Source organism: Gordonia aurantiaca (assembly GCF_039939235.1).
Taxonomy (GTDB): Bacteria; Actinomycetota; Actinomycetes; order Mycobacteriales; family Mycobacteriaceae; genus Gordonia.
Genome location: NZ_JBDUUF010000004.1, coordinates 341,478 through 367,934 on the forward strand (window position 1 = coordinate 341,478; position 26,457 = coordinate 367,934).

The window sequence follows — 26,457 nt, forward strand, 5'->3', positions numbered from 1 at the left end:
GGGCGCCTTCGTTCAGCGCAGCTGGGGCGCGACCTTCGACGACACCAGTTCCAGGTGGTCGAGGTCGTCGAGGTCGAGCGTCTGCAGGTAGATGCGTTCGATGCCGAGTTCGCGGTAGGTCGCGATCTTGGCGACGACCTCGTCGGGCGTGCCGGCGGCGCCGTTCTCGCGCAACTCGTCCGGCTCCCGGCGGATCGCCTCGGCGCGCCGCCGGAACTCGGCTTCGTCACGGCCGCAACACAACACGAGTGCCGCCGAGTAGGTCATCGTCTCCGGACGGCGCCCGGCCGCCACACAGGCCGCGTTCACCCGCCCGATGAGCTCCCGTGCGGTCTCGACCGGCTGGAACACGATGTTGAACTCGTCGGCGAACCGCGCCGCGATCGCCGGGGTCCGCTTCTTGCCGTTGCCGCCCACGATGATCGGAGGACGTGGCTTCTGCACCGGCTTCGGCAGGGCCGGCGAGTCGGTGAGCTGCCAGTGTTCGCCCTGGTGGTCGAAGGTCTCCCCCTCCGGGGTGGCCCACAGCCCGGTGATGATCTCGAAGGTCTCCTCGAGCCGGTCGAAACGCTCCTTCACCGGTGGGAACGGGATGCCGTAGCCGGTGTGCTCGGCCTCGAACCATCCCGCGCCCAGGCCGAGTTCGATTCGGCCGCCGCTCATCTGGTCGACGTTGGCGACGGATATCGCGAACGGGCCGGGCAGGCGGAACGTCGCCGAGGACACCAGGGTGCCCAGCCGGATGCGCGAGGTCTCGCGCGCCAGACCGGCAAGCGTGATCCATGCGTCCGTCGGTCCGGGCAGGCCGTCGGTGTTCATCCCGGTGTAGTGGTCGGAGCGGAAGAAGGCGTCGTAACCGAGATCCTCGGCGGCTTTCGCGACCGCGAGCAGCTGATCGTAGGTCGCGCCTTGCTGGGGTTCGGTGAAAACACGGAGTTGCACGGTTTCAACTTACGCCGACCGGGAAACCCCTTCGAGGTGGGACGAGCCCAGACCCGTCCGCCACCCATCCGCCCGTCACGACGACACCGAACCACACAGCGCACCCCGCAGATCTCGACATAGGAGTCGGCATGAAGACAGTCGCACGTACAGCACTCGGTTTCGCAATCGCGGCGGCAGGCGCCACCGCGGTCTCCCTGGCGGCCGCACCATCGGCCGGTGCAGCGCCCACGATCTGCCCCGCCCTCCCAGGTCAGGCCTCGTCCGCAGCGTCCTGCAGCGCCGAGTCCGGCCCCACCGGACTCGCCCTGGCCGTCACCGACAACGGCGGCAAGGCCTCGTCCACCGCGAACAACTTCGCCGGTCCGGCCGCCATCGCCCTCGGACCCGGCGCGACGGTCACCATGACCGGTGATCGCGCCGGACTCGCCATCGGTATCGCAGGCCCGGGTGGCCAGGTCGTCGTCGACGGGAAGAACGGTCCGACGTGCACGGGTCCCGCCTTCGCGGGCGACTTCCAGACCCTCAAGGGATGCATGTCCTGACACCCTGCGCCCCCCCATGGGGCGCGGTGGGGGCGACCGGCCTGGAGTCCCAGGGCCGGTCTGCTTCACCCCGGCGTATTCACCCCCGGGCGTCGAATACAGGTCACCACACCCGGGTCACCACACCCGCGACGGCGAACGCGTCAGGTGAACAGACCCTTCAGATAGGCCGCCTGCCCGATGTGCTGGGCGTCGTCGTCGACGATGCTGACGAGTCGTACACCGAGGGTGACCGGCGGGTCCCAGTTGTCGTCGACGATGCGGTCGAGATCGGATTCCGAAAGGGAGTCGAGGAAGTCGCGGCTCACCTCGTGGGTGGCGTCGTGGTAGGCCTGCAGCAGTCCGGGGTCGTCGACGACGACACGTGCCACGTCCTCGGGGGTGTGGCCGTATCCGGTGTCCGTCTCGGACAATCCGAGACCGAATCGCTCGGCCCATCCACCGGTCCGCCAGACCTCGTCGGTGCCCGCCACGTCGGCGACCTGGACGTCCTGGACCCGTGTGAGATGCCAGACAAGCCACGCGATCGTGTTCGCCCCTGGCGCCGGCGCGCGGTTCAACTCGACGGGGCCCAATCCGTCGAGAACTGCGGCGACATTCTCCGCGACGCGTCCGAGACCGTCGGTTAACACATCCTTCGCGCGCATGGGACGAATTTAGCTCTCGTTGCACACAAAGATGGTCACTCCACGGATCCGTCTGGATCATTCCTCCGGTGTCTGAACCGAACCGCGCCGTGACCCCCGACAACGGCAGCAGCTCCACCCGCAAGATCCGTTTCAACGCCTTCGACATGAATTGCGTTGCGCACCAGTCGCCCGGCATGTGGCGCCATCCGAAGGACCGGGCGTGGGACTACAACACGATCGACTACTGGGTCGATCTGGCCAGGCTCCTCGAGACCGGCGGCTTCGACGGCCTGTTCATCGCCGACGTCCTCGGCACGTACGACGTCTACGCCGGCACCGACGAGGCCGCCATCCGCCAGGGAGCCCAGATCCCGGTCAATGACCCGATCCTGCTCGTGTCCGCGATGGCCCATGCCACCGAACACCTCGGCTTCGGCATCACCACCGGCACCGGATTCGAACATCCCTTCCCGTTCGCGCGCCGCATGTCGACGCTGGACCACCTCACCCGCGGCCGCATCGGCTGGAACGTCGTGACCGGCTATCTGCCGTCGGCCGCGCGCAACATGGGCGCCGACGACCAACTCCAGCACGACGACCGCTACGACCAGGCCGATGAGTACCTGACGGTCCTCTACAAGCTGTGGGAGGGTTCCTGGGAGCGCGACGCGGTCCTACGCGACCGCGCGACCGGGATCTTCGCCGATCCGGCCAAGGTCCACCACATCGGCCACCACGGGACGCATTACACCGTTCCGGGTGTCCATCTGTGCGAGCCGTCCCCGCAGGGTTCGCCGGTCATCTACCAGGCCGGCGCCTCGCCGCGTGGTCGCCGCTTCGCCGCGGAGAACGCCGAGGCCATCTTCGTCGCCGCGCCCACCAAGGCCATCCTGCGCGACGTCGTCAGCAAGATCCGCGAGGAACTCGTGCTCGCCGGACGCGAACCCTACGACGCCAAGATCTACACGCTGCTGACCATCATCACCGACTCGACCCCGGAGGCGGCACGGGAGAAGGCCGCCGAATATCGCTCATACGCGAGCGAAGAGGGCGCGCTGGTCTTCATGTCGGGATGGATGGGCATCGACCTCGCGAGCTACAACATCGACGAGCCGATCGGCAACGTGCACAGCAACGCCATCCAGTCCGCGGTCGCGGCCTTCCAGCAGGCCAGCGACACCGGCGAGGAATGGCGCGTGCGCGACATCGCCGCCTGGGGCGGCATCGGCGGCATGGGCCCCGTACTCATCGGCTCGGGCGACGAGGTCGCCGAAGCGTTGCAGGACTGGGTCACCGAGACCGACGTCGACGGCTTCAACCTGGCCTACGCGATCACCCCCGGCACCTTCGAGGACATCGTCACGCACGTGATCCCGGCCCTCGAGCGCCGCGGCCTCTACGACCGCGATTATGTCCCGGGCACGCTGCGCCACAAGCTCTTCGGCCGCGGCGACTTCCTGCCCGACAACCACCGTGGATCGACCTACCGCGTCGGCGGCGTGAACTCGACCATCGACGACTCGATCCGCGAGCGCAACCGTCTCATCGCGGCCGGATCGATCTGACAGGGGTGCCGAGATGATCGAAGTCGTCAAGCTCACCAAGGTGTTCGGCGCCGGGACGCCGAATCCGACCACCGTGCTCGACGAGATCGACTTCACCGTCGACTCGGGCGAGATCTTCGCCGTCGTGGGCCCGTCCGGCGCAGGCAAGAGCACACTCGCGCGATGCCTGAACCTGCTCGAGCGGCCGACGTCCGGCCAGGTCGTCGTCAACGGCGAGGACCTGACCGCGCTCGGCACCTCCGGCCTGCGCGACGCACGCCGCCGCATCGGCACCGTGTTCCAGTCGTCGAGCCTGCTGGCCCGCCGGACCGCCGCCGAGAACGTCGCGCTGCCGCTCGAATACCTCGGCGCCACAAAGGCATCCACCAAGGCACGGGTCGCGGATCTGTTGGACCTCGTCGGGCTGGCCGACAAGGCGAACCTGTACCCGCATCAACTCTCGGGCGGTCAGCGCCAGCGCGTCGGCATCGCCCGAGCGCTCGCCCTGAAGCCGTCGGTCCTGCTGTCCGACGAGGCGACGTCCGGCCTCGACCCGGCCGCCACGGACACGTTCCTCAACCTGCTCACCGAGGTGCGTGACGAGCTCGGCCTCGCCGTCGTGTTCATCACCCACGAGATGGACACCATCGTGCGCGTCGCCGACACCGTCGGCCGCCTCGACCACGGCCGGATCGTCGAGAAGGGCCGGCTCGACGATCTCGTCCTGGACCCGGATTCGGTGCTCGGGCGGGCACTTCGGCCGCGTGGCCCGAGCGTGCCGGCGACGGCGGATCAGGCCGAGATCAACGTCGTCTACAACTCGACCTCCGTCCCGGCCGACTGGCTCACCCGACTCGGCGGCCGGCTCGGCATCCCGATCTCCGTCCTCGGCGCCAACGTCCAGACCGTCGACGGCATCGCGTTCGGCGATCTCGCCGTCTCGGTCCCGGCCGGCCACACGGCGGCGTTCATCCGCGCAGCCGCCGAACTGGGCCTCTCCGCACGCGTTTCGCAGCGGCCGACGACCCCGGCGCCCGCCGGTGAGACCGATGGCACCACGAACGACCTGGCGAAGGAGGAGGTGACGGTATGAGCACGACGAGTCACCTCGCTGCCGTCCGGGTCCCGCTCGACGAGATCCCGGATCTGTTGTGGCCGGCGTTCGTCGACACGGTGTTGATGGTGAGCATCGTGATGGCGATCGTCCTGGTCGTCGGCGTGCCGCTGGGCGCGCTGGTCCACAACCTCGCCCCCGGCGGGTTGTTCCCGAACCGCGCTCTGCACACGCCGCTGTCGTGGGTCATCAGCATCGGCCGGTCGTTGCCGTTTCTCGTGCTGATGACGGCGATCATCCCGTTCACACGCTTCGTCACCGGAACCAACATCGGCATCGCCGCGGCGGTGGTCCCGATGTCGATCGCGGGCATCGCGTTCTTCACCCGCATCGTGGAGAACTCGCTGCGATCGGTGCCGGAGTCGACCATCGACGTCGCCCGCGCCTCGGGCGGTTCCAACGCCCAGATCATCTGGAAGGCACAGGTTCCCGAGGCCCTGCCGAGCATCGTCGGCGGCCTGACCATCAACACGATCGCGATGATCGAGTACTCGACCATCGCTGGCACCATCGGCGCGGGCGGGCTCGGCTACGTCGCGGTCACCTACGGCTACCAGCGATTCGACCAGGGCGTCATGATCGCCACGATCATCGTGCTCGTCATCACCGTGGCCCTCATCCAGCTCGCCGGCGACGCCCTTGTGCGCAGCCTCAACCCGGTGACCAACAAGCGCGTCAACCGCTGATCGCGGTCGGCCGGATCAGATCCTCCTCTCGCATCACCCACCATCTTCGACGACGAAAGGGACCACCATGTCCTCCGACACCAGCGCCGGTGCGCCGGAGACGCAGAAGCCGTCTCCCGCATCCGGTTCCGACATCGAGATCTCCGCCAAGCGGCGCTGGCCGCTGATCGCGGGCGTCATCGTCGTGGTCGCCGCCCTGGCCGGCGTCCTCGGCTGGCGCTTCCTCGGCTCGGACGAGACCTCCCCCAACGAGACCCCGGGCGCCACGCTGACCGTCGTGACCGCCGAGGGCAACGCCGCCGAACAGGCGCTCGTCGAATTCGTCAGCAAGGAGGTCGCCCCGAAGTACGGCATCAAGGTCGCGTTCAAGGGCCTGTCCGACTCGACCACGCTGAACCGCGCCGTCAGCGACGGCGAGGTCGCGGGCACCATCTACCAGCACAAGCTGTGGCTGTCCCAGGTGCTCGAGGCCAACCCCGACTTCAAGGAGGTCGCCGCGACCCCCGTCTTCCGCTGGGGCTTCGGAATCTGGTCGGACAAGTACGCCAACCCGCAGGATCTCCCGCAGAACGCCAAGGTATCGCTGTACTCCGATCCGGCCAACGAGGCCCAGGGCCTGTGGCTGCTCGAGCGCGCCGGGCTGATCACGCTCAAACCGGGCATCGACAAGTGGAAGGCGACCCAGAAGGACATCGCCGAGAACCCGCGCAACCTGCAGTTCGTTCTGCTCGACTTCGCCGCCCAGTCGCGGTCGCTGCCCGACCTCGACGCCGCCGTCGGTTACACGGAGTACTACCTGGCCGCGGGCATCCCGATCGCCAAGCAGATCTACGCGCCGCCGGCCCCGGACGAGTTCGCCGGCCAGCTGACCATCGGCACCGAGTGGCAGGACACCGAGAACATCAAGAACCTCGTGGCCGCCTTCAAGGATCCCGCCGTGCAGGAGTTCCTCGCGACCGATCCGCAGGTGAAGGACATCCTGCTGCCCCTGTGAGTTCGTGACGATCTGTGCCGAGATTCGGCCGTCAGCCGTGAACGCCCGGGTCGCCATTCCGCGACCCGGGCGTTTGCACATAGGCTCACCCGCGTGTCGCGTACTCATCATCATGGTCACCCGCACCTGACGGACATCTCCCATGCCCTGTCCCCGTTCGCGAAGTGGTTCGTGATCGTGACGCTCGCGGTCACCGGGATCGCGATGGCCATCGGCATGGTCGTGCTCTGGCCGTCGGGCTCCGAGCACCCGATCCCGACCCAGTTCCGGGCAGCCGACGGCGAACCCATACAGACCGTCGAGGGCGAGATCGTCGACCAGTTCCGTGCGAACTGCCTGAACTCGGTTGCCGGCACCGTCCTCGACACCGCCGACGTCCCGATCAATCCCGTCGCCGAGGGCCCGTGCGTCCTCAACACGGTGCGCATCGACTCCGGCGAGCACTCGGGTCGCTACACCGTGCTGGAGATCCCCACCGAACGCGCACAGTCGGGCACCGCGCCCGGCCACGACGCCCCGGGCACCAGCGACTCCCCGCAGGCGGGCCAGCCCACCCTGCACGTCGGCGACGCGATCCGCCTCGCCGTGGTGCCGAGCCCGGAGGGCGTGCGCTACAGCTTCTTCGACTTCCAGCGCGGGATCGCCACCGTGGTGTGGGCCATCCTCTTCGTCGCGGCCATCGTCCTGGTCGCGGCCTGGCGCGGGTTCCGCTCGATCCTGGGCCTGGCCTTCGCCTTCCTGGTACTGGCCGTGTTCACCCTCCCGGCGATCCTCGACGGCTCGTCCCCCGTCGCGGTCGCCGTCGTGTCGTCGGCGGTCATCCTGTTCGTGGTGCTCTACCTCGCGCACGGAGTCAGCCTGCGGACGTCGTCGGCCCTGCTCGGCACGCTGACGTCACTGTTGCTGGCGGGACTGTTGAGCTGGCTTGCGATCAAGACGATGAACCTGACCGGCCTTTCCGGCGACCAGACCACGAATCTGCAAGTGTACCAGGGCAACATCTCGGTCAGCGGTCTGCTGCTGGCCGGGTTCATCATCGGCACGCTCGGTGTGCTCAACGACGTGACGATCACGCAGGCGTCGGCCGCGTTCGAACTCGCGGCCGCGGGCGAGCCCTCCCGGATCGCGACGTTCCGCGCGGCCATGCGGGTCGGCCGCGATCACATCGCGAGCACCGTCTATACGCTCGTCTTCGCCTACGCCGGCAGTGCGCTGCCGCTGATGTTGCTGTTCTCGGTGGCCCGGCAGCCGTTCGGCAGTTTGCTGACCACCGACGTCGTGGCCGTCGAGCTCGCCCGCGCGTTCGTCGGCGGCATCGCCATCGCCCTGTCCGTTCCCCTGACCACCGCAATCGCGGCGGCGCTGTGCCGTCCGGCGGGTGCCGTGCAGGCCGCTCCCGGCCGGCACGAGGCGGCGGTCTGAGCCGACGCAAGGTCGACCCGGGTCCCGACTAGCAGCGCCCCTTCGGCAGGTTCGCGAGGTTCTTGCCCAGCCAGTTGCCCAGCCGGGTCAGCATCTTGGTGCCGTCCGTGAACGAGCCGCTGCGCGGGATCGCCGCCATCGACACCGCGACCTGGCCGTCGGTGGTCGTGATGATGCCGAGCTGGCGGACGAGGTGACCGCCCGACTTCGACGTCGCGGGTCCCCAGCCGCCCTTGACCGCCGTCACCGCACCCTTGTCCCGGCCGACCTTGGCGATGCCCCACTGCTGATTCGGGGCGACCTGGCTCATCAGCCGGATGATGTTCTCGCTGTCGGGGAAACACGGCAGGTGGGCACCGAATACCGCCTGGTCTCGCAGCGCCCAGGAGGTGTGACCGGGGTACGACGGCGGTGTGTCGGCCTCCGAGGAGACGTGCGTCCTGGTGTCGTGACCTTCCCGCAGCACAGCGGTCACGGCGTCGACCGAGGCCCGGCCGCCGCCGAGCAGTCCCCACAGTTCGCCCGCGGCGTCGTTGTCGGAGAAGGTGATGGCCTTGTCCTCCATCTTCGCGACCTCCGGACCGCGTTCGCGCTGCGCCGCCAGCGACACGGGGACCTTCATCGTCGACCAGGCGCGACCTGCCTTGAGCGAACCGAATGAGATCACCTGATCGCTGCCGATCGGCGCGATCGCGACCCCGAGCTGGCCGGGCAGCGTCTTCTTCATCGACTTCACAAGGGCCGCATAGCTCTTCGACAACTTCTTCTCCGGCGGCTCCGGCGGAGTGAGCCAGGACGCGAACGGCTCGGGCAGCGGCGGCAGCGCCGGGACCGGCACGGCGTTCGCGGAACCGACACCGAGCACCACCGACATCGCCAGTGCACCCGCGATGAGGACGAACCGAGTCACAATCTTCACAATTTTCTCCTGAATCACTCTAGAAACAGGAGAGTACTGTCGATGTAAGTCGCCGGGCCAGTTCGTTGACCCAATCGGTACCCAGCTGCGACCCGCTGTTCAGGCGCACCGGCCCCGCGGAAGTGCGGTCATATTCCGGTTCAACCAGTTCGCGACCGCGTTCAGCGCGGCGATGCCCGCTCCCATCGATCCGCCGACGGCGCTCATCGCCACCGCTGTGCGACTGCCGTCGCGGAAGGTGAACAGTCCGATCTGGCGCACCAGATATCCCGACGACATACCCGGGCCCCAGCCGCCCTTGACCGCGGTCGCCCGCGGCGCCGACATGATCTCGACACCCCACTGCTGGTTGCCGGCGACCTCGCCCATGAGACTCAGCACGTTGCGCGTGCCGCGCATACACGGCAGGTGGGCGGTGAAGGTCGCCGCGTCGGCCAGCGCCCACACGGTCTGCCCGAAGATCGTGTACCCCGCCCGACGCTGCGTCGCGGGCACGACCGTGGTCGTGTCACCGCCCTCCCTCAGCACCTCGGTGACCGCGTCGGCAGCTGCCTGGCCACCACCCAGCGACGACCAGAGCGCCTCCGCAGACGCGTTGTCGGAGTTGATGATCGCCGCACTCGCCGCCGGCGACGGGCCGTTTTGCCGTTCGGCTGCGACCGCGAGCGGAACCTTGATGGTCGACCAGGCGACCTGCCGCGTCTGGTCGCCGAGGGTCAGCCCCGCGACCGCGTTCCCACCGACCGGGGCGATCGAGATGCCGACCGTCGCCCCGGTTGCCGTGGCGACCTTCTGGAATCCGGCGGCAAGCGCTCCGTACGACCCCGACGCCGACGGATTCGCGAACGTTCCCGGGGTCGGGGTCGGGGTCTGTGTCGTGGCCGACGGGGTCGAGGTGACCGTCACCGTCACCGGGGTGATCGGCTCCGGGGCCGACGAGGCGTCGCAGCCGGTGGTCATCGCGGCGACGCCGAGTGCGACGATGCACGCCACGGCGGCACCGCCGCGTCTGGTCTTGCGGCGCAGGGGCTTTCGCATCGGCGTGGTCATGTGTTCCATCAGTAGATGTGCACCACCGCATCGTTGCCGCCTCGGCACGTCACGATGGCCCCCTCGGGCGTACAGCTCATGGTGTACGTCTGTCCGGTCACCGGGCTGGCGGCGACCACGACCCGGGCGGTCCGGTCGCGTCCGGCGCGGAAGTACTCGTCACGGACGGCGAACGCGAAGGGGCAACTCGTGACCGACGTCCCGACACCGACCGTGGCGTCGCACGGAGACGAACCGGGCGGTGGCGCCGCGGGTGCGGGGGCGGCCGGCGGCTCATCCTGCACCGTCGGTGGGGCGACGGTCTCGGTGACGGTCGGGGTGGTCCGATCGGATGCGGTGGTCGGGTCGTCGTCGGACCCGGCCAGCAACACACCGGCGACGGCGGCGAGACCGATCAGCGCGAGGACGATGAGTCCGAGGAGGATCGGGATCGCGGGTGACCGCTTGCGCTGCGCCTCCTGGTACGGGGCCGACGGGTACAGGGGCGGATATGCAGGCGGCGGGGCATGGCCGCCCGGATACGGCTGGGGTCCGGAGACCTCTCGTCCGGCCGGGTACGGTTGCGGACCGGTGAACTGGTGGGTGCCGGGGAATGTCTGTGGCCCCGAGACCTGTTGCGGCCCCGAATATTGCTGGGCACCGGAGGGATTGGACGGGACGGCGACCTCGGGGCCGGTCGTCTGCCGCACCTGGGTCCGGTGGTAGGCGGGGTCCGATGGTGCGATCACCGTCTGCGGGGCCTTGATGAGGCTCGTCGTGGATTCGGGTGTGATGGTCGCGTCGCCGGTCAGGGCCGCGCGCGCGGCGCGGGCGAGCTCCGTTGCCGAGGAGAACCGTTGCGCCGGATCGGCGGCCAGCCCGGTACGGATGACCGCGTCCATGGCCGGCGGGACGTCGGCGTTCACCGAGCTCGGCGCAGGTGGCGGTTCGAGCAGTGTCGCCTTGATCGCGGCGCTGACCGTGCTCGCCGGATGAGGCACGCGGCCGGTCAGGCATTCGAACAGGACGCAGGTGAGCGCGTAGATGTCGCTGGAAGGCGTGAGCGGCGCGGCGTCGAACAGCTCGGGCGCCATGTACGCGATCGACCCGACGGCCGTCCCGGTCTGGGTGAGATGGGTGTCGTCGTTGGCATGCGCGACGCCGAAGTCGACGAGGTACGCGAAGTCGTTCGCGTCCACGAGGACATTCTCGGGTTTCACGTCGCGGTGGACGAGACCTTCGGCGTGTGCGGCGTCGAGCGCGGAGGCCACCTGCTCGATGATCGACACCGCCCGCTCGGGCTCGAGGCGGGTCTCGCGCCGCAGCAGCGCGCGGAGGTCCTCGCCGTTGACCAGGCGCATGTCGATGAACAGCACCCCGTCGATCTCGCCCCAGTCGTGGATCGGGATGACGTGCGGTTCGCCGAGGCGCGCCGCGGCGTGCGATTCGCGCCGGAAGCGTTCCTGATAGGTCGAGTCGTCGGCGAGCCCCGGGTTCAGCAGCTTCAGCGCCACGGCCCGGTCCTTGACCGTGTCATATGCGCGATAGACCTCGCCCATGCCACCGCGGCCCAGCAGTTCGTCGAGTCGGTAGGGACCGAACTGCGTGCCCACCCGGTTTCCAGCCATGGGGCCGAGCATATTCGGCGGGGCCGACATGCTCTGTCGGTCGGCCGATCGCACTACATGCCGTTTCGTGCCCGGGGCGACCACACGTCACGATCGCTAGGCTGGCGTCGGACGATGTCCCACACCGTCCCGCCCGTGCTCACGACCTCCGTAAAGGACGCCTCCGCTCGAATGCCTGCGCTGATCAAGGGCCAGAACGGCCCGCTGCCGACCTCCCAGCTCGTCATCTCCGTCGACCTGGCGGCCGCCGCCGATGTGTCGGCGCTGCTCGTGACCGACCGCGGAGTCGTCCGCAGCGACGACGACTTCGTCTTCTACAACCAGCCCACCGGACCGGGTGTCTCGCTGCGCCAGGCGCCCAACGGCCCGGCGCGGCTGCACATCTCGACCAACGAGATCCCGGCCGACATCGACGCGGTCCGTGCGGTCATCACGCTCGACGACCCGACCTCCACGTTCGGCCGCTTCACGCCGCCCGTCGCCCGTGTCTCCGACGCGTCGGGCCGCGAGCTCTACGACTTCACCATCACCGGTCTCACCACCGAATCGGTGGTCATCGCCCTCGAGGTGTACCGGCGCAACCTCGACTGGAAGGTCCGCGCCGTCGGACAGGGGTATTCCGGTGGTTTCGCCGACCTGGTCCGCGACCACGGCGTCAGCGTCGACGACGCACCGACGCCCGCCCGGGCACAGACGCCGACCCAGGCACCGGCGCCGACCCGGCCGGCCGGCCCCGCCCACACGCCGACCGCGTACACACCCCCGGCGACCCCGCCCCCGCCTGCGTACACGCCGCCGGCCACACCCCCACCACCCCCGGCCCCCGTCACGGAGATCAGCCTCAGCAAGGATCGTCCGGTCAGCCTGGTGAAGGGCCAGAAGGTCACGCTCCGCAAGGAAGGCGGCGTGAAGCTCACCAACATCCGGATGGGACTGGGTTGGGATCCGGTCACCCGACGCTTCGGCCGGAGCACCAACATCGACCTCGACGCGTCGGTGCTGATGTACTCCCGCGGCCAGTGCCGCGAGATCGTCTACTACGGACACCTCACCAGCGACGACCGTTCCATCGCCCATTCCGGCGACAACCTCACCGGCGAGGGTGAGGGCGACGACGAGGTGATCCGCGTTGCGCTGCAGGCGGTTCCGCCGCACATCGACACGCTGGTGTTCATCGTGACCTCGTACCGCGGACAGACCTTCGAGGAGATCGACAACGCCTTCTGCCGTCTCGTGGACGAGACGACCGGAGCCGAACTGGCCCGCTACACCCTCAAGGGCGGCATGCCGTTCACCGCGGTGGCGATGGCCGTCATCAGCCGCGACGGCGGCGACTGGAAGCTGCGCGCCATCGGCGACGGCTTCAACGCGAAGACGCCGAAGAAGGCCTTGCCGCACGTCGGCCGCTACCTCTGACCGCCACGTCCACAGACGGCGGATCGCGTTGTGTCGAGCCCGGTTCCGGGGTCGACACAACGCGATCCGCCGTATGCGTGGTTCAGGTCAGATGACGGTTCGGGTCAGATGACACCGTGCAGCGGCGGCTCCTCGTCGCGCAGGAGACGACGGCCGATGTGCTGGTACTTCCAGCGCACCGGATCGTGCAGCGTGTGCGTGCGGACGTCACGCCAGTAGCGGTCGAGCCGGTTTCCGGCCGCGGCGGCGCGGGTTCCGCTCACCTCGAAGAGCGCCGACGCCACGCCCGGGCCGACCCGGTCGGCGACCGCCTTGGCCCGTGCGACCGCGATGGACGCATCGGCGACCAGTTCACGGCGTGGGGCGCCGGTGCCCGCGACCGCCTCGTCGACGGCGCGACCGGCCGCGTCCAGCATGGCCTCGGCGGTGGCGACGTCCACGTCGAGCTCACCGAAACGCTGGACCACCAACGGGTCGTCGACCGCCCGCTCCACACCGGCCTCGAACCACGGGCGTGCCTTGGTGCGCACGAACTCGACCGCCGCGCCCAGCGCGCCACGGGCGACGCCGGTGTCGATGGCGACATGCAGCAGCTGGGCGTACGCGCCGTACCCGGTGGGCGCCGCGGTGGCTTTGGCCCGCGCCACCAGATCGTCGGCGGTGACCGGCACCCCGGCGAACCGGACGGTGCCCGAGCCGGTCGTCCGCTGTCCCACCGCATCCCAGTCGTCGACGATCTCCACGCCGGGCGAGTCGGCCGGGATGAACGCCACGTACTCACCCGGCGCGAAGTCGCCGACCGCCACGTCGAGCTTCGCGAGCACCGCGAGAGTGTGGGCGAACAGCGAACCGGTGCAGTAGAACTTCTCGCCGTCGAGGGTGAACCTCGTGGGCTCTCCCTCGACCGGGGTCAGCTGCGTCGAGATGTCCGCGATGGTCTTGCCACCCCGCTCGGACTGGGCGTTGGCGATCCGGCCACCGGCCAGCACGTCGGTGAAGACGCGCTCCGCCAGGGAATCCGGCGCCGCCAGCCGGAGCAGGTTGAGGTATACGAAGTGGCTGTGCGGGATCTGCGCGATGCTCGGGTCCGCGGCGGCCAGGATCGACACGACCCGGGCGAGGACACTGGGCGGCACGTCGAGGCCGCCGAACCGGGCGGGCACGGTGAGTGCCAGCAGGCCCGACGCCGACAGCCGGTCGATCTCTTCGTAGGGCAGACGGCGGTCGCGATCCCGTTCGGCCGCGCCGGCCGCGAAGGAAGCGGCCAGTTCCCGTGCCACCGACAAGGCTTCCGCGTTCGACGAGATCCGGTGGGCCGAATCGGGTCGCGCAGCCTGACCCACTGCGGTCACGCGACCCCCGCGGGGGTCTGTGCGGCCTCGAGCTCACGGACGAGCGGGAGCACCTTCTCGCCGAAGTATTCGATCTCCTCCTGGAAGTGCAGGAAGCCACCGAGGATGAGGTCGACGCCGAGCTTCTTGTAGGCGACGATGCGCTCGGCGATCTGCTCGGGGGTGCCGATGAGCTGGGTACGGAAGCCGTCGTTGTACTGGACGAGGTCCTCGAAGGTCGAGTCCGCCCACATGCCCTTCTTGTCGCCGGTCGAGTTGCCGGCCTGCTGGACCGCCTCCCGGAAACCCTCGACCGCAGGGCGATTCGCCTTCTCGACGATCTCCCGCAGGGTGTCGCGGGCCTCCTTCTCGGTGTCGCGGGCGATGATGAAGCCGTTCAGGCCGAACTTGACCTCGCGGTTGTGCGCGCGTGCGACGCTGCGCAGGTCGTCGAGCTGCTCGGTGACGCCGTCGAAGTCCTTGCCGTTGGAGAAGTACCAATCGGCGTACTTGCCGCCGTTCTGCCGGGCGGCGCTGGAGTTGCCGCCCTGGAACAGCTCGGGGTTCGGACGCTCGGGGGTGTTGAGCGGCTTGGGCTTCAGGGTGAAGTCGTGGATGCGGTAGAAGTCGCCGCGGAACTCGACGTCGTCCTCGGTCCACACCTTGCGCATGACCTGGAGGAATTCGGCGCTGCGCCGGTAGCGTTCGTCGTGCTCGAGCCACGGCTCACCGAGGTGGGTGAACTCGTCCTTGAACCAGCCGGACACGACGTTGATGGCGAAGCGACCGTTGGACAGGTGGTCGGCGGTCGCGCCGAACTTGGCCAGGACCACCGGGTGCCACAGGCCGGGATGGACGGCGGCGATGACCTTCAGCTTCTGGGTCGCAAGGAGCAGCGCGAGGCTGAAGCTGGTCGACTCGTGCTGGAACTCGGCGCCGTAGCTGGCCTCGTAGCGCACCTGCGACAGCGCGTACTCGAAGCCGTTGTTCTCGGCGGTCTGCGCGAGTTTGACGTTGTAGTCGTAGTTCCAGTTGGTGCGCTGCTCGATGTCACTGGTGACCAGGCCGCCGGAGACGTTGGGCACCCAATACGCGAACTTGATCTGGTCCGCAATGGATTCGGTGGACATGGATAACCTCCGCTGATGGGTCGAGGAGTGTGGGGCGATCGAAACGGGGCGGTCGGGCCGACCGGGCGCCGCCGATCGGAGAGGGTCGATCAGGACGAGGCGGCCTGCAGTCGGGGCAGGAACGCGGTGCGGACCTCTTCCTGGGGGCCGGCCTGACCCTCGTCGAGCAGGCCGAGACGAGCAAGCGCGGGTCGCACGCCCTCGCCGAAGTGGTAGGCCTCCTCCAGGTGCGGGTAGCCCGACAGGACGAAGTGGTCGAGGCCGAGGGCGGCGTATTCGCCGATCAGTGCGGCGACCTCGTCGTAGGAACCGACGAGCGCGGTGCCCGCACCGCCGCGCACCAGGCCGACGCCGGCCCAGACACCCGGGTGGATCTCCAGCGCGTGCGGATCGTTCGAGGAACCGAAAGCCGCTCCTCGGCCGTGCAGTTCGGACATGCGACGCTGACCCTCGGACTCCGACTGGGCGAGGTTGCGCTGGGCCGCCTCGACCTGGGCGGGGTCGAGTGCGCCGAGCAGACGGGCGGCCTCGGCCCAGGCCTGCTCCGAGGTCTCACGCGCGATCACGTGGAAGCGGATGCCGTGGTCGAGGGTGCGGCCCTGCGCGGCGGCGAGTCCGTTGATCCAGGCGATCTTCTTCGCGACGTCCGCGGGTCGCTCACCCCAGGTGAGGTAGGTGTTGGCGTGCTTGGCCGCGACGTTGCCCGCCGCCGGCGACGAACCGCCGAAGAACACCTGCGGGGTCGGATCGGGCCGGCGGCCGAGAAGCGCGTTCTCCACGCGCAGGTATTTGCCGACGAAGTCGACGGGCTCGTCCTCGGTCCACAGGCGGCGGATGATCTCCAGGTACTCGTCGCAACGCTCGTAGCGGGCGTTCTTGGCGAGGAAGTCGCCGAAGGCGCGCTGCTCACTCGACTCGCCGCCGGTGACGACGTTGATCAGCAGACGTCCCTGCGAATGCCACTGGAAGGTCGCCGACATCTGCGCGGCGAGCAGCGGCGAGATCAGACCCGGGCGGAACGCGATGAGGAACTTGAGGGTCTCGGTCGAGTCGATGAGGGCCGCGGTGGTCAGCCACGCGTCCTCGCACCAGAGGCCCGCCGGCGTCAGCACGGCCTCGAACCCGTTGGTCTCGGCCGCGTTGGCCAGCTGCTTCAGGTACTTCAGGTCGGCCGGACGGTCCCCGTTCATCTGGCTGCCGTGCCCGCCCGCGATGAGGTTGCGGGAGTCACCGTAGGTGGGCAGGAACCAGTGGAAGTGCAGAGACACCGCGAGGGCACCTTTCGTCGTCGAACAGCAGGGAGGACTCGCAGGTGTGATCGGCGCGGACCGTCTCGACGGCCCGCGCCGGAAACACACCGACCCCAGAAGTGTCGATCACCGACGAGCGGCGGGGCCACAATTGAAATCGCCGTGACGCCAACTGGACAACGCGCCGCGACCTGCGCTAACGATCCTGTCTCCGCAGGTCAGAGGAGTGTCGAGGTGCGGCGCGACGCGCGAGGTCCGGACAAAGCGCCGAAACGTGGCCGGTCGTGCGTCCCATTCCGTGCGGATTCGGTCAGTGCGACGGTCGCCACTGCCCCATGCCGAGGAAGACCATGACCAGCTGACGCTCGGTGCGCTCGACGATCTCCCGCTCGACGCCGCGGCCTCGGTATCCGCCGTCGAGCAGGTCCGCGACCGCGGTCAGCATGATCGTCACGATCAGTTCCGCGGCGAGCTCGAGATCTTCCGGTCCCCACTCCTCGAGTGCGGGCAGGCGGGCCAGGTCGATGGCCAGCTCCTTGGAGAAGAGTCGCAGCTCGGTGTCGATGGCACGCCGGATCTCGGCGATGCCGCCGTGCTGCTCGCGGACGAGGAAGCGGAACTGCGACTCGTTCTCGCGCACGTGGCGCAGCAGGATCTCCAGGGACGTCTGGGCCGTCGGCAACGCCTGCCGGTCCGCGAGATCCCGGCGACCTTCCCGCAGGGCGCGGCGCAACACCCGCATCGAGTCCTCGACGAGCGTGACGCCCAGGTCCTCCATGGACGCGAAGTGTCGATAGAAGGCGGTGGGGACGATGCCCGCGCCGCGGGCGACCTCCCGGAGGCTGATGCTGCTGAAACTCCGCTCACCGACCAGCGACCTCGTGGTGTCGAGCAGCGCCTGGCGCGTCTGGTTCTTGCGATCGGCACGCGACTGCGTTTCACCCCGGCCCGGGGCATGGCCCCGGCTCGAACTCCGCGTGCGTGTCACAGACCGAGTCTATGTGTCCGCCTCTCGGGCACCTGCACACCACCCCCGATCCCGGTGTGACGGCCGACACACCGACGGGCGGTTGACTCCACAGGCGCCCTACGTGTCACACTTGTCGGTGTACATATGTACACCGAATTCATCGAACGGAGCCCTTCATGAGCATCCGCAGCCCCCAGCACCGGCCCCGTCGGCGACCGGTCGCCGACGTCCCCGGCCGCCTCAACCGGCTGGTCGGCTCGATCGTCGAGGCGGCGTTGTCACCGCATCCGGTCGACCGCTACCTCGAACTGCTCGACCCGATGCTGACCTGGCGCGACCTGCGCGGCGAGATCGTGCGCGTCGAGCATCCGACCGCCCGCACCGTCCGTCTCACCCTCCGCCCGACACGACAGTGGAAGGGCCATCGAGCCGGCCAGTTCGTGCAGGTCAGCGTCGTCGTCGACGGGGTACGACACACCCGCTGCTTCTCCCCCGCCAACGCGGAGTCCACCCCTGACGGAACCATCGAATTGACCATCACGGCCAACGAGGACGGGCTGGTGTCCCAACACCTCGCCGACCGGGCACGGGTCGGCGACGTCGTCGGGCTCTCGCAAGCAGACGGGGACTTCGTCCTGCCGGAGACCGACCCCACGTCCGCCGTGTTCATCAGCGGGGGCAGCGGTGTTACACCTGTACTCTCAATGCTGCGAACCCTTGTCGCCCGGTCATTCACCGGACCGATCACTTTCGTGCACTACGCACCGACCCGGGACGACGTCGCCTACCGCGACGAACTCGCCGCGCTCGTCGCGGCCAACCCGCAGATCGACCTGCGGCTTCACCACACCCGCGAGGAGGGGAAAGGACACTTCACCGTCGACCACCTCGACGGGATTCCCGGCCTCGCCGACGCCGACGTGTTCGTCTGCGGTCCGGCTCCGCTGATGGACGCGGTCGAGGCGGCACACTCCGAACTCGGGATCTCGCAACCGCTGCACCGCGAGGCGTTCACCCTCTCCGCACCGATCGTGGTCGATCCGGACTCTATCGAGGGCGAGGTCACGTTCTCGAGGTCGGGCGCAAAGGCGGCCAACGACGGCCGTCCGCTGCTGGACCAGGCCGAGAGCGCCGGTCTGGCACCGGAATCCGGCTGCCGCATGGGAATCTGCTTCTCCTGCACCGCAGTCAAGAAGTCGGGATGCACCCGCAACGTTCTGACCGGCGAGACCGACACCGAATCGGACAAGCGGATCCAGTTGTGCATCAACGCACCCGTCGGCTCGGTCGACGTCGAGATCTGACGACCGGCCCCTGAACCGATTTCCCCGCAATCACTCCCGCCTACCCCCAAGGAGGCACCCCATGACCATGGAACTCACCCGCGAGACCACCGCCGCCGGGACGCCGCAGTCGCCCGCCGCCGGGCCCACCGCCGACACGACCACCGCCGACACGACCACGACGCACGAGAACACCGTCGTCCTGTCCTACGAACAGGTCGAGGCCCTCGGACGCGATCTCGATGCACTGCGCGCCCGGGTCGTCGCCGACCTCGGGCAGAAGGATCGCGACTACCTCTACTCGGTCATCCGGGCCCAGCGCGGTTTCGAGATCGGCGGTCGCGCCCTGATGTACCTCGGCTTCTTCCCGCCGGCCTGGCTCGCCGGCGTCGGCGCACTCTCGGTGTCGAAGATCCTCGACAACATGGAGATCGGCCACAACGTCATGCACGGCCAGTACGACTGGATGCGCGAGGACACCTACAACTCCCGCGAATTCGAGTGGGACACCGTGTGTCCGGCCGACCAGTGGAAGCACAGCCACAATTACATGCACCACACGTTCACCAACATCATCGGCGAGGACCGCGACATCGGCTACGGCATCCTCCGGATGGCCCGGGACCAGAAGTGGAATCCCTACTACCTGGGCAACCTCGGGTACGCCACCGCGTTGATGCTGCTGTTCGAGTGGGGCGTCATGCTGCACGACCTCGAGGCGGAGAACATCGTCGCCGGCAAGAGGAAGTGGAGCGACATCAAGGGCCTGGTGAAGGGAATGTGGCGCAAGGCAGGTCGCCAGGTGCTCAAGGACTACGTGGTCTTCCCGGCCCTGACCGGTCCGCTGTTCGTCTCGACGCTCCTCGGCAACGCGACCGCCAACCTGGTCCGCAACGTCTGGACGTACTCGATCATCTTCTGCGGCCACTTCCCCACCGGCGCACAGACGTTCACGTCCGAGGAGTGCGCGAACGAGACGCGTGGACAGTGGTATCTGCGCCAGATGCTGGGTTCGGCCAACATCACCGGCAGCCCCATGTTCCACATCATGAGTGGCAACCTGTCGCACCAGATCGAGCACCACCTGTTCCCGGACATCCCCGCCGGCCGCTACCCGGAGATGTCCGCCGAGGTCCGCGAGATCTGCGAACGCTACGGGTTGCCGTACAACACCGGTTCGCTCAGCCACCAGCTGGCGTCGACCTGGAAGAAGATCGCCAAGCTGTCGCTGCCGAATTTCATGACCCGGGACGACGACGACCTCACCGTCATCGTCGAACGCGAGAAGCCGGTCACGGTGGCCTGACTCCACCCGCGGCTTGGCCACCCCTGGTCGTTTGACCTCTGACCGGCACGATCCTTCAGCCGTTTGGGCGGCTGACATCGCGGGTAGGCTCGGTGTCAGCCGCTCGCAGCGGCGTGAACAGCAGCGGCGTGAACAGCAGCGGCGTGAACAGCAGCGGCGTGAATCAGTCGTGAACAGCAACGTCGTGAACAGCAACGTCGTGAACAGCAACGTCGTGAACAGCAGGGATGGCGACGGCATCGACGGCGGGGGCATGTCCCCGCGAATCCAGGGGGCGCGAGAAACATGGTCGACAGCATCGAGCGGAACAAGGATCTACTGCAGGAGCTGATCGAGTCCACGGCCACGCACGTGGGCCGCATCGCCACGATCATCACCGGCGCCGTCGTCGGGGTGACCCGTGAGCTCGGCGAGATCGTCACCGACGGGTTCGAGATGCGGGACGCCGCCCGCAAGGCGAAGGCCGACGAGCGATTCCGCCACGAGGACGACTCGATCCTCGACGCCGAATACGCTTACGCCGAGGTGACCGGCGAGGTCGACTTCTCGCGTCCGTTCGCCGACTCCGAGCAGGCACGGCAGGTCGCCGGGACCGAACTCGACGAGCTCCCCGACCGCATCGATGCCGGTGAGCAGGCCGGCGTCGATGTGGAGGGAGAGATCTCCCCCGAGGCCGAATCGGCCTCCGACGGCGGGGTCACCGACCAGGACGAGCCCGACGTCGCCGATCCGCGCGAGATCGCGGCGGAGGAACCCCGCATCGACCCCGACGCCGACCATCTGTGAATCGGATCTTGTGAGACACAGCTCACCGTCTTGCAATCCGGGTGGGTCGAATCTTTGCCAAAGCGCCTCGACGTCCGTAGCTTGTTGCTGATCGTCCAGCGCGGGTCGCCCGCAGATGTGAGAGGTACGTGGATGTCGGCGCGTGAGGTCTTCTCGTTTCCCAACCCTGTCAACGACTATGCGGCACGCACGACCGCCGGTCTGGTCGTCGTCTTGGCCATCGTCGCCGTCGCGGTGAACAACCCGGCCGTCTACGGCCTGCTCGCGCTCGGTTTCGCGCTGCGCGTCGCCTCGGGCCCCACGCTGTCCCCCTTCGGGCAGCTGTCGGTCAAGTTCATCGTCCCGAAGATCGTCCGCAAAGAGAAGCTGGTCCCCGGTCCGCCCAAGCGGTTCGCCCAGGCCATCGGCCTGGTCGTCAGCGGTACGGCCTTCGTCCTGAGCCTCTTCGGGCTCGGTCTGGCCGCCCAGATCGTCACCGGTGTGCTGATCGTCGCCGCGACCCTGGAATCGGTGTTCGGGTTCTGCCTCGGCTGCACGATCTTCGGCTTCCTGCAGCGCGCCGGCATCATCCCGGAGTCGGTCTGCGAGGCCTGCAACAACCTCCAGCTGCGGAATCCGGCAGCCGCGGCGTAGACCGCGCCCCTTCACCACAGAAGCCGGCACCCTCGTGGGTGCCGGCTTCGTCGTTACGAGACGTTTCGGGCTAGTCGGACTTGACCGACCGATCGGGCACGGTCATCGCCATCATCATGATCTCGGTCTCGGTGTAGTCGCGCCCGGGATGCTCGGCGGCGAGGTGCGCCTGCACCTTGGCGACGAAATCGTCCTCGAGCGCGGTGATGGACTCGCCGCAGGGGCAACGCAGATTGTATGCCATGGCTCACATGATATCGGCGGATGTGAGACCGGCGGCAGCGCCCCGGCGAGATCGTCGCGTCAGTCCAGGATTCCCAGTGCGATGCCGTCGAGAATGTCGTGCTCGCTGACCACGAGTTCGGTGATCCCGGCCCGCTGCGACAGCACCTCGGCCAGTTCGAGCGTCACGATCGTCCCGCCCCCGATGACATCGACGCGTCCCGGGTGCATCGGCCCCAGGGCGGCACGCTCGGCGCGCGGCATGTGGATGAGCTCCCGGCACACGCGCTCGAGATCGGCCAGCGAGATCCGCGAGAGGTGGATCCTCTCCGAGTCGTATTCGGTGAGCCCGGCCCCGAGCGCGGCGAGCGTCGTCATCGTGCCCGCGACACCGACCCAGGTCCGCGCCGATTCGACCGGCACCGCCGCGAACGCATCGCTCAATCGCTCCGCCGCGAATCTCCGTGCGGCGTCGATCTCCTCACCGGTCGGAGGGTCCGACGGCAGGCAGCGTTCGGTGAGCCGCACGCAGCCGATGTCGGCGGAGTGCGCCGCGTGGACGCCCGCGGCGTCGCCGAGTACCACCTCGGTCGAACCGCCACCGAGGTCGGTGACGACGAAAGGTCCGGTGCCAGGGTCCAATTCGCCGACCGCGCCGCGGAACGACAGGCGCGCCTCCTCGTCACCGGAGATGACCTCCGCGATCGCGCCGTCGGAGACGCAGCCGAGGAGGTCGGCGGTCATGGCGAAGAACTCGTCACGGTTCGACGCGTCGCGGGTGGCGGAGGTCGCGACCATGCGGACCTTCTCCACGCCGAACGACTCCATCGTCTTGACGTAGTCGGCGAGAGCGACGCGGGTGCGCTCGATCGATTCGGGCGCGAACCGTCCGGTCGCGTCGACGCCGTGTCCCAGTCGCACGATGCGCATCTCACGGTGCAGGTCGACGAGCCGGCCGTCCGGACCGGGCCGGGCGACCAGCAGACGGATCGAGTTGGTGCCGCAGTCGACGGCACCGACGACCGTCACGACCCGTCACCCGGGACGTCGACGTCGGCAGCCTCCGGCGGCAACGTGTCCGGCCAGTCGACGGGGATCGCCGTGCCACGCAGGCCGTGCGCCGCGGCGAGGGCGACGGCCTCGTCGCCGAGCGGGTTGACGCCGGGTCCCTTGGCCAGCGAATGGGCCATCAGGACGTGGAGGCACTTCACCCGGTCGGGCATGCCACCACCGGTGAAGTCGGTGCCGAGCGACTCGATGGCGTCGCGTTCGGCCAGGTAGGACTCGTGGGCGCGACGATAGGCGGCGGCGAGCTCCGGATCGGATTGCAGCCGCGCGGTCATACCCTTCATGATCCCGGCCGACTCCTGACGACTCGCCTCGGACGTCAAGCGGGGGTCGGTCAGGTAGTACAGCGTCGGGAACGGGGTGCCGTCGGGCAACCGCGGCGCCGTCTTCACGACTGCCGGCTGTCCGTCGGGGGTGCGGTAGCTGATCTCGAGGACACCGCGCGGTTGACGTCCCAACTGCTCGGCGACGACGGCGAGATCTTCCTCTGACACGCTCACGTCCGGTGCCTCACTGTCCGGGTTGTTCTCTGGTGGTCGTTCACTGCGCGGGTGTTCACTGCGCGGGTGTTCACTGCGCGGTTGTTCACTGGGCCGACGGCGGGGTCGACAGGGTGTCCCACAGATTGCCGTACCAGGGGGCGCGTGCGCGTTCCTCGGCTCGTTCGGCCGCCTCGCGCCGCGCCTCGTCTGCCGGGAACAACATCACGAGCGGGATCTCCCCGGGCTTGACGAACTGCAGCCGGGCACGCGCCTGCGCCTCGATGTACGCGGGATCATTCTGCTCGTTGACCTTCTGCTGGTAGTCCGCGACCTCACGCCGCAGCTGTTCGTTGGCCGCGGTCAGCTGGTTGAACTCCGACCGCTGGCTGAAGTACGTCCGCACCGGCATCGCCAGCGTCAGCGCTACAACACACACCACGACCACGGTGATCACCAGGGTGGCGACCGTGGACGGGCTCATCTCCAGGCGTCGCAGCCGGGCCGCGAAGCCCGACCGGGCGGAGGCGTTCGTACGGGTTCGTCGTGACGTCCGGACCGCGGTGCCCGACGCCGCGCCGGGACCGGCCCCGCTGCCCGTGACCGGTTCGTCCTCGCCGGTCTCGGTGACCGAGACCGGCGAGACGGGACGGATCGGTCGGCTCGGCCGCTCGCTGCGTCGCGTGCGACGGGCGTCGCGTGTGCGTGGATCGACTCGCCGATCCCGCGCACGCTGACGCCCGTCACCGCGGTGACGTCGCTCCGAAGCCATACGAACAGCTAATCACGAACCAAACGAGAAACGCGGGAAGGCGAGGTCGCCCGCGTAGCGTGCCGCGTCACCCAGGCCCTCCTCGATGCGGAGGAGCTGGTTGTACTTGGCGACGCGCTCGGAGCGGGCCGGCGCACCGGTCTTGATCTGGCCGCAGCTGCACGCGACGGCCAGATCGGCGATGGTCGTGTCCTCGGTCTCGCCGGAACGGTGGCTCATCATCGTCTTGTAGCCGTTGTTGTGGGCGAGCGCGACGGCGTCGAGGGTCTCGGTCAGCGTGCCGATCTGGTTGACCTTCACCAGCAGCGCGTTGGCGATGCCCTTCGAGATGCCCTCCTCGAGGCGCTCGGGGTTGGTGACGAACAGGTCGTCGCCCACGAGCTGCACCTTGTCGCCGATGGCCTCGGTCAGCTTGGCCCAGCCGGCCCAGTCGTCCTCGGACAGACCGTCCTCGATCGAGACGATCGGGTAATCGCTGATGAGCTTCTCGTAGAAGGAGACCATCTCGTCGGCGCCGAGCTCCTTGCCCTCCAGCTTGTAGACGCCGTCGGAGTAGAACTCGGTCGACGCGGCGTCGAGGGCGATGACGACGTCGCGGCCGAAGTTGTAGCCGGCCTTGCCGACGGCCTCGCCGATCGCTGCGATGGCGGCCTCCGTGTTGGGCAGGTCGGGGGCGAAGCCGCCCTCGTCACCCAGCGCGGTGTTCAGGCCCTGCTTGTGCAGCACCGACTTGAGCGCGTGATAGACCTCCGCGCCGCAGCGCAGGGCCTCCTTGAAGGTCGGCGCGCCGACCGGGGCGATCATGAACTCCTGGAAGTCGATGCCGTTGTCGGCGTGCTCGCCGCCATTGATGATGTTCATCATCGGGACCGGCAGGATGTGGGCATTCGGGCCGCCGATGTACCGGAACAGCGGCAGGCCGGCCGACTCGGCCGCACCCTTGGCGACGGCCAGCGAGACGCCCAGGATGGCGTTGGCGCCGATGCGGCTCTTGTCGGGGGTGCCGTCACAGTCCAGGAGGGCCTGGTCGACGAGACGCTGCTCCTCGGCCTCGATGCCGATCACCGCCGGCGCCAGCTCGCCGAGAACGCCCTCGACAGCCTTGGTGACGCCCTTGCCCAGGTACCGCTCGCCGCCGTCACGCAGCTCGACGGCCTCGTGTTCGCCGGTGGAAGCGCCGGACGGAACGGCGGCGCGGGTGAAGGTGCCGTCATCCAGGACGACCTCGACCTCGACCGTCGGGTTTCCCCGCGAATCGAGAATCTCGCGCGCACCTACCTGCTCGATGATTGCCACGACTGAACTCCGATCTCGGTGGACGTGCCGGCTCTCGTGCCGGTCGGTAGGTCAAAGAGTAGTGGCTGCTTCTGTGCTCCACGAGACAAGGTCGCCACGTGCGGACCCGGCACCCGCAAGCGCGCTTCGCAGAACGTGTCAGAACCGAACGTTGACCGAGTAGGCGTTGGCGTGGTCACGGACGTCGAGCACATACGCGCGCGAGTTGTTGTAGGTGCGAACGGCCTTCTCCCAGCCCTCCGCGACCGTCATGTCGTTGCCCGACGACACGCACAGATAGCGCGCCGCCGACAGCGCCGCGTCGTCGATGTTGTCGGGATCGGGGACGCCGTCGCCGTTCGCGTCGACGCCGTACCGCTTCCACGTCTCGGGGATGAACTGGAACGGACCCATCGCGCGGTCGTGGGTGGCGTCGCCGTCGAGTTCGCCGCCGTCGGTGTCGACGATCTCCATGTTGCCGCGGGTGCCGTCGAGCTTCGCACCCCGGATCGGCGGGCTCACGTCGCCGTTGGCGGCGACCTTCGAGCCGCGGTAGCGACCGTGCTTGCTCTCGACCCCGGCGATGCCGGCGAGCGTGGTCCAGGTGATGCCGCACTCGGGGTGCTGCTGCCGCTGGATCTCCGCGGCGTTGCCGTAGGCCTGCAGCGAGACCAGCGGGATCCCGGTCGCGTCGGCGATCGGCTCGGCCCACTCGCGCATCAGGTCGGCGGTGCGGCCGGGCGCGTTGATGTCGATGTACGGCTGTGGGACGCCGCCGCCGGGCGGGATGCCCTCGGGGATGTCGGGACGGTTGATCGACGGGAGCTCGATGCAGCCGGCCAGCAACAGCGACGACGCGACCGTCACACCGCCTGTGACCAGGACTTTCCGCCAGCCTCCGCGATGGCGTCCCCCGCCGTGCACACGCATTCCCCGCTCACTCCCGTCTCGCCGTCGAGAACCAGATCGATACCAGTGGCCGGCGGACCTCCGCGTCTGCCGACCGTCCACGATCCCACATGGCCCGGCGTGGGCTCACTCACAACACACAGCCGTCGGGGACGAGGACGGGCGTCACGGACTC

26 protein-coding genes are annotated in these 26,457 nt (G+C 68.6%); 11 read left to right on the forward strand and 15 right to left on the reverse strand.

The window, feature by feature from the left end:
* Positions 1-12: 12 nt before the first annotated feature.
* Positions 13-942 (reverse strand): LLM class F420-dependent oxidoreductase, encoded by a 930-nt coding sequence (locus ABFT43_RS11055; RefSeq protein ID WP_347960398.1) that lies wholly within the window; start codon positions 940-942, stop codon positions 13-15.
* Between the two features lie 131 nt (positions 943-1,073).
* On the opposite strand from ABFT43_RS11055, the gene ABFT43_RS11060 reads away from it, so the two are divergent.
* The gene (locus tag ABFT43_RS11060; RefSeq protein WP_347960399.1) at positions 1,074-1,487 is read left to right on the forward strand and encodes a DUF6764 family protein; all 414 of its coding nucleotides are present in this window, start codon (positions 1,074-1,076) and stop codon (positions 1,485-1,487) included.
* Between the two features lie 143 nt (positions 1,488-1,630).
* Here the strand turns inward: ABFT43_RS11060 and ABFT43_RS11065 are convergent, their stop codons facing one another.
* Positions 1,631-2,134: a mycothiol transferase gene (locus tag ABFT43_RS11065; RefSeq protein ID WP_347960400.1), complete on the reverse strand. Its 504-nt coding sequence runs from the start codon at positions 2,132-2,134 to the stop codon at positions 1,631-1,633.
* A gap of 68 nt (positions 2,135-2,202) precedes the next feature.
* On the opposite strand from ABFT43_RS11065, the gene ABFT43_RS11070 reads away from it, so the two are divergent.
* The 5 genes from ABFT43_RS11070 (at position 2,203) to ABFT43_RS11090 (ending at position 7,876) form a co-directional block, all read left to right on the forward strand.
* Entirely contained in the window at positions 2,203-3,681 is a 1,479-nt protein-coding gene (locus ABFT43_RS11070) for an LLM class flavin-dependent oxidoreductase (protein WP_457590137.1), read from the forward strand.
* 13 nt (positions 3,682-3,694) lie between these two features.
* Positions 3,695-4,753: a methionine ABC transporter ATP-binding protein gene (locus ABFT43_RS11075; RefSeq protein ID WP_347960401.1), complete on the forward strand. Its 1,059-nt coding sequence runs from the start codon at positions 3,695-3,697 to the stop codon at positions 4,751-4,753.
* A complete protein-coding gene (locus ABFT43_RS11080) occupies positions 4,750-5,460 on the forward strand; it encodes a methionine ABC transporter permease (RefSeq protein ID WP_347960402.1) in 711 nt (236 codons plus the stop codon). The genes ABFT43_RS11075 and ABFT43_RS11080 overlap by 4 nt, the downstream gene beginning before the upstream one ends.
* Before the next feature lie 67 nt (positions 5,461-5,527).
* Entirely contained in the window at positions 5,528-6,454 is a 927-nt protein-coding gene (locus ABFT43_RS11085; protein ID WP_347960403.1) for a MetQ/NlpA family ABC transporter substrate-binding protein, read from the forward strand.
* A gap of 93 nt (positions 6,455-6,547) precedes the next feature.
* Positions 6,548-7,876: a YibE/F family protein gene (locus tag ABFT43_RS11090; protein ID WP_347960404.1), complete on the forward strand. Its 1,329-nt coding sequence runs from the start codon at positions 6,548-6,550 to the stop codon at positions 7,874-7,876.
* A 28-nt stretch (positions 7,877-7,904) separates the two neighbouring features.
* On the opposite strand, the gene ABFT43_RS11095 is transcribed toward ABFT43_RS11090, so the two are convergent.
* The 3 genes from ABFT43_RS11095 to ABFT43_RS11105 form a co-directional block, all read right to left on the reverse strand.
* Positions 7,905-8,750 carry a serine hydrolase gene (locus ABFT43_RS11095; RefSeq protein ID WP_347960454.1) on the reverse strand — a complete coding sequence of 282 codons (846 nt, stop codon included), beginning with the start codon at positions 8,748-8,750 and terminating at the stop codon, positions 7,905-7,907.
* A 144-nt stretch (positions 8,751-8,894) separates the two neighbouring features.
* Entirely contained in the window at positions 8,895-9,845 is a 951-nt protein-coding gene (locus ABFT43_RS11100) for a serine hydrolase (protein ID WP_347960405.1), read from the reverse strand.
* 8 nt (positions 9,846-9,853) lie between these two features.
* Entirely contained in the window at positions 9,854-11,452 is a 1,599-nt protein-coding gene (locus tag ABFT43_RS11105) for a serine/threonine-protein kinase (protein WP_347960406.1), read from the reverse strand.
* Between the two features lie 171 nt (positions 11,453-11,623).
* Between ABFT43_RS11105 and ABFT43_RS11110 the strand changes: the two genes are divergently transcribed.
* Complete coding sequence (locus ABFT43_RS11110) at positions 11,624-12,868, forward strand: TerD family protein (RefSeq protein WP_347960407.1); 1,245 nt, start codon at positions 11,624-11,626, stop codon at positions 12,866-12,868.
* A gap of 104 nt (positions 12,869-12,972) precedes the next feature.
* Here the strand turns inward: ABFT43_RS11110 and ABFT43_RS11115 are convergent, their stop codons facing one another.
* The 4 genes from ABFT43_RS11115 to ABFT43_RS11130 form a co-directional block, all read right to left on the reverse strand.
* Entirely contained in the window at positions 12,973-14,220 is a 1,248-nt protein-coding gene (locus tag ABFT43_RS11115) for an SfnB family sulfur acquisition oxidoreductase (protein WP_347960408.1), read from the reverse strand.
* Positions 14,217-15,329 carry a dimethylsulfone monooxygenase SfnG gene (sfnG, locus tag ABFT43_RS11120; RefSeq protein ID WP_347960409.1) on the reverse strand — a complete coding sequence of 371 codons (1,113 nt, stop codon included), beginning with the start codon at positions 15,327-15,329 and terminating at the stop codon, positions 14,217-14,219. Before sfnG ends, ABFT43_RS11115 begins: the two co-directional genes overlap by 4 nt.
* 89 nt (positions 15,330-15,418) lie before the next feature.
* Positions 15,419-16,597: an LLM class flavin-dependent oxidoreductase gene (locus ABFT43_RS11125; RefSeq protein WP_347960410.1), complete on the reverse strand. Its 1,179-nt coding sequence runs from the start codon at positions 16,595-16,597 to the stop codon at positions 15,419-15,421.
* Between the two features lie 292 nt (positions 16,598-16,889).
* Entirely contained in the window at positions 16,890-17,567 is a 678-nt protein-coding gene (locus ABFT43_RS11130; protein ID WP_347960411.1) for a TetR family transcriptional regulator, read from the reverse strand.
* A gap of 158 nt (positions 17,568-17,725) precedes the next feature.
* On the opposite strand from ABFT43_RS11130, the gene ABFT43_RS11135 reads away from it, so the two are divergent.
* The 4 genes from ABFT43_RS11135 to ABFT43_RS11150 all read left to right on the forward strand — a co-directional run bounded on the left by ABFT43_RS11135 (position 17,726) and on the right by ABFT43_RS11150 (position 21,557).
* Positions 17,726-18,853 carry a ferredoxin reductase gene (locus ABFT43_RS11135; RefSeq protein WP_347960412.1) on the forward strand — a complete coding sequence of 376 codons (1,128 nt, stop codon included), beginning with the start codon at positions 17,726-17,728 and terminating at the stop codon, positions 18,851-18,853.
* Positions 18,854-18,914: 61 nt separating this feature from the next.
* Positions 18,915-20,138, forward strand: a complete 1,224-nt coding sequence (locus tag ABFT43_RS11140; RefSeq protein WP_347960413.1) for a fatty acid desaturase family protein — start codon at positions 18,915-18,917, stop codon at positions 20,136-20,138.
* A 285-nt stretch (positions 20,139-20,423) separates the two neighbouring features.
* Positions 20,424-20,924 carry a hypothetical protein gene (locus ABFT43_RS11145; RefSeq protein WP_347960414.1) on the forward strand — a complete coding sequence of 167 codons (501 nt, stop codon included), beginning with the start codon at positions 20,424-20,426 and terminating at the stop codon, positions 20,922-20,924.
* Between the two features lie 132 nt (positions 20,925-21,056).
* Positions 21,057-21,557, forward strand: coding sequence for a DUF4395 domain-containing protein (locus ABFT43_RS11150; protein ID WP_347960415.1), 501 nt, complete (start codon positions 21,057-21,059; stop codon positions 21,555-21,557).
* Positions 21,558-21,627: 70 nt separating this feature from the next.
* On the opposite strand, the gene ABFT43_RS11155 is transcribed toward ABFT43_RS11150, so the two are convergent.
* The 6 genes from ABFT43_RS11155 to ABFT43_RS11180 form a co-directional block, all read right to left on the reverse strand.
* Positions 21,628-21,801 carry a hypothetical protein gene (locus ABFT43_RS11155; protein WP_347960416.1) on the reverse strand — a complete coding sequence of 58 codons (174 nt, stop codon included), beginning with the start codon at positions 21,799-21,801 and terminating at the stop codon, positions 21,628-21,630.
* A gap of 59 nt (positions 21,802-21,860) precedes the next feature.
* A complete protein-coding gene (locus ABFT43_RS11160) occupies positions 21,861-22,808 on the reverse strand; it encodes a Ppx/GppA phosphatase family protein (protein WP_347960417.1) in 948 nt (315 codons plus the stop codon).
* Complete coding sequence (locus ABFT43_RS11165; RefSeq protein WP_347960418.1) at positions 22,805-23,347, reverse strand: DUF501 domain-containing protein; 543 nt, start codon at positions 23,345-23,347, stop codon at positions 22,805-22,807. Before ABFT43_RS11165 ends, ABFT43_RS11160 begins: the two co-directional genes overlap by 4 nt.
* A gap of 85 nt (positions 23,348-23,432) precedes the next feature.
* Positions 23,433-24,098, reverse strand: coding sequence for a septum formation initiator family protein (locus ABFT43_RS11170; protein WP_347960419.1), 666 nt, complete (start codon positions 24,096-24,098; stop codon positions 23,433-23,435).
* A gap of 12 nt (positions 24,099-24,110) precedes the next feature.
* A complete protein-coding gene (gene eno, locus ABFT43_RS11175; RefSeq protein ID WP_006900502.1) occupies positions 24,111-25,394 on the reverse strand; it encodes a phosphopyruvate hydratase in 1,284 nt (427 codons plus the stop codon).
* 138 nt (positions 25,395-25,532) lie between these two features.
* Positions 25,533-26,303, reverse strand: a complete 771-nt coding sequence (locus tag ABFT43_RS11180) for a lytic transglycosylase domain-containing protein (protein ID WP_347960420.1) — start codon at positions 26,301-26,303, stop codon at positions 25,533-25,535.
* Between the last annotated feature and the right edge of the window lie 154 nt (positions 26,304-26,457).

What these genes read in the sequence shown, in the direction of transcription:
- ABFT43_RS11060 (WP_347960399.1), top strand. Translation starts at nt 1,074, where the DNA reads ATGAAGACAGTCGCACGTACAGCACTCGGTTTCGCAATCGCGGCGGCA.
- ABFT43_RS11065 (WP_347960400.1), bottom strand. Translation starts at nt 2,134, where the DNA reads ATGCGCGCGAAGGATGTGTTAACCGACGGTCTCGGACGCGTCGCGGAG.
- ABFT43_RS11075 (WP_347960401.1), top strand. Translation starts at nt 3,695, where the DNA reads ATGATCGAAGTCGTCAAGCTCACCAAGGTGTTCGGCGCCGGGACGCCG.
- ABFT43_RS11080 (WP_347960402.1), top strand. Translation starts at nt 4,750, where the DNA reads ATGAGCACGACGAGTCACCTCGCTGCCGTCCGGGTCCCGCTCGACGAG.
- ABFT43_RS11085 (WP_347960403.1), top strand. Translation starts at nt 5,528, where the DNA reads ATGTCCTCCGACACCAGCGCCGGTGCGCCGGAGACGCAGAAGCCGTCT.
- ABFT43_RS11095 (WP_347960454.1), bottom strand. Translation starts at nt 8,750, where the DNA reads ATGTCGGTGGTGCTCGGTGTCGGTTCCGCGAACGCCGTGCCGGTCCCG.
- ABFT43_RS11100 (WP_347960405.1), bottom strand. Translation starts at nt 9,845, where the DNA reads ATGACCACGCCGATGCGAAAGCCCCTGCGCCGCAAGACCAGACGCGGC.
- ABFT43_RS11105 (WP_347960406.1), bottom strand. Translation starts at nt 11,452, where the DNA reads ATGGCTGGAAACCGGGTGGGCACGCAGTTCGGTCCCTACCGACTCGAC.
- ABFT43_RS11110 (WP_347960407.1), top strand. Translation starts at nt 11,624, where the DNA reads ATGCCTGCGCTGATCAAGGGCCAGAACGGCCCGCTGCCGACCTCCCAG.
- sfnG (WP_347960409.1), bottom strand. Translation starts at nt 15,329, where the DNA reads ATGTCCACCGAATCCATTGCGGACCAGATCAAGTTCGCGTATTGGGTG.
- ABFT43_RS11135 (WP_347960412.1), top strand. Translation starts at nt 17,726, where the DNA reads ATGAGCATCCGCAGCCCCCAGCACCGGCCCCGTCGGCGACCGGTCGCC.
- ABFT43_RS11140 (WP_347960413.1), top strand. Translation starts at nt 18,915, where the DNA reads ATGACCATGGAACTCACCCGCGAGACCACCGCCGCCGGGACGCCGCAG.
- ABFT43_RS11145 (WP_347960414.1), top strand. Translation starts at nt 20,424, where the DNA reads ATGGTCGACAGCATCGAGCGGAACAAGGATCTACTGCAGGAGCTGATC.
- ABFT43_RS11150 (WP_347960415.1), top strand. Translation starts at nt 21,057, where the DNA reads ATGTCGGCGCGTGAGGTCTTCTCGTTTCCCAACCCTGTCAACGACTAT.
- ABFT43_RS11155 (WP_347960416.1), bottom strand. Translation starts at nt 21,801, where the DNA reads ATGGCATACAATCTGCGTTGCCCCTGCGGCGAGTCCATCACCGCGCTC.
- ABFT43_RS11170 (WP_347960419.1), bottom strand. Translation starts at nt 24,098, where the DNA reads ATGGCTTCGGAGCGACGTCACCGCGGTGACGGGCGTCAGCGTGCGCGG.
- ABFT43_RS11180 (WP_347960420.1), bottom strand. Translation starts at nt 26,303, where the DNA reads ATGCGTGTGCACGGCGGGGGACGCCATCGCGGAGGCTGGCGGAAAGTC.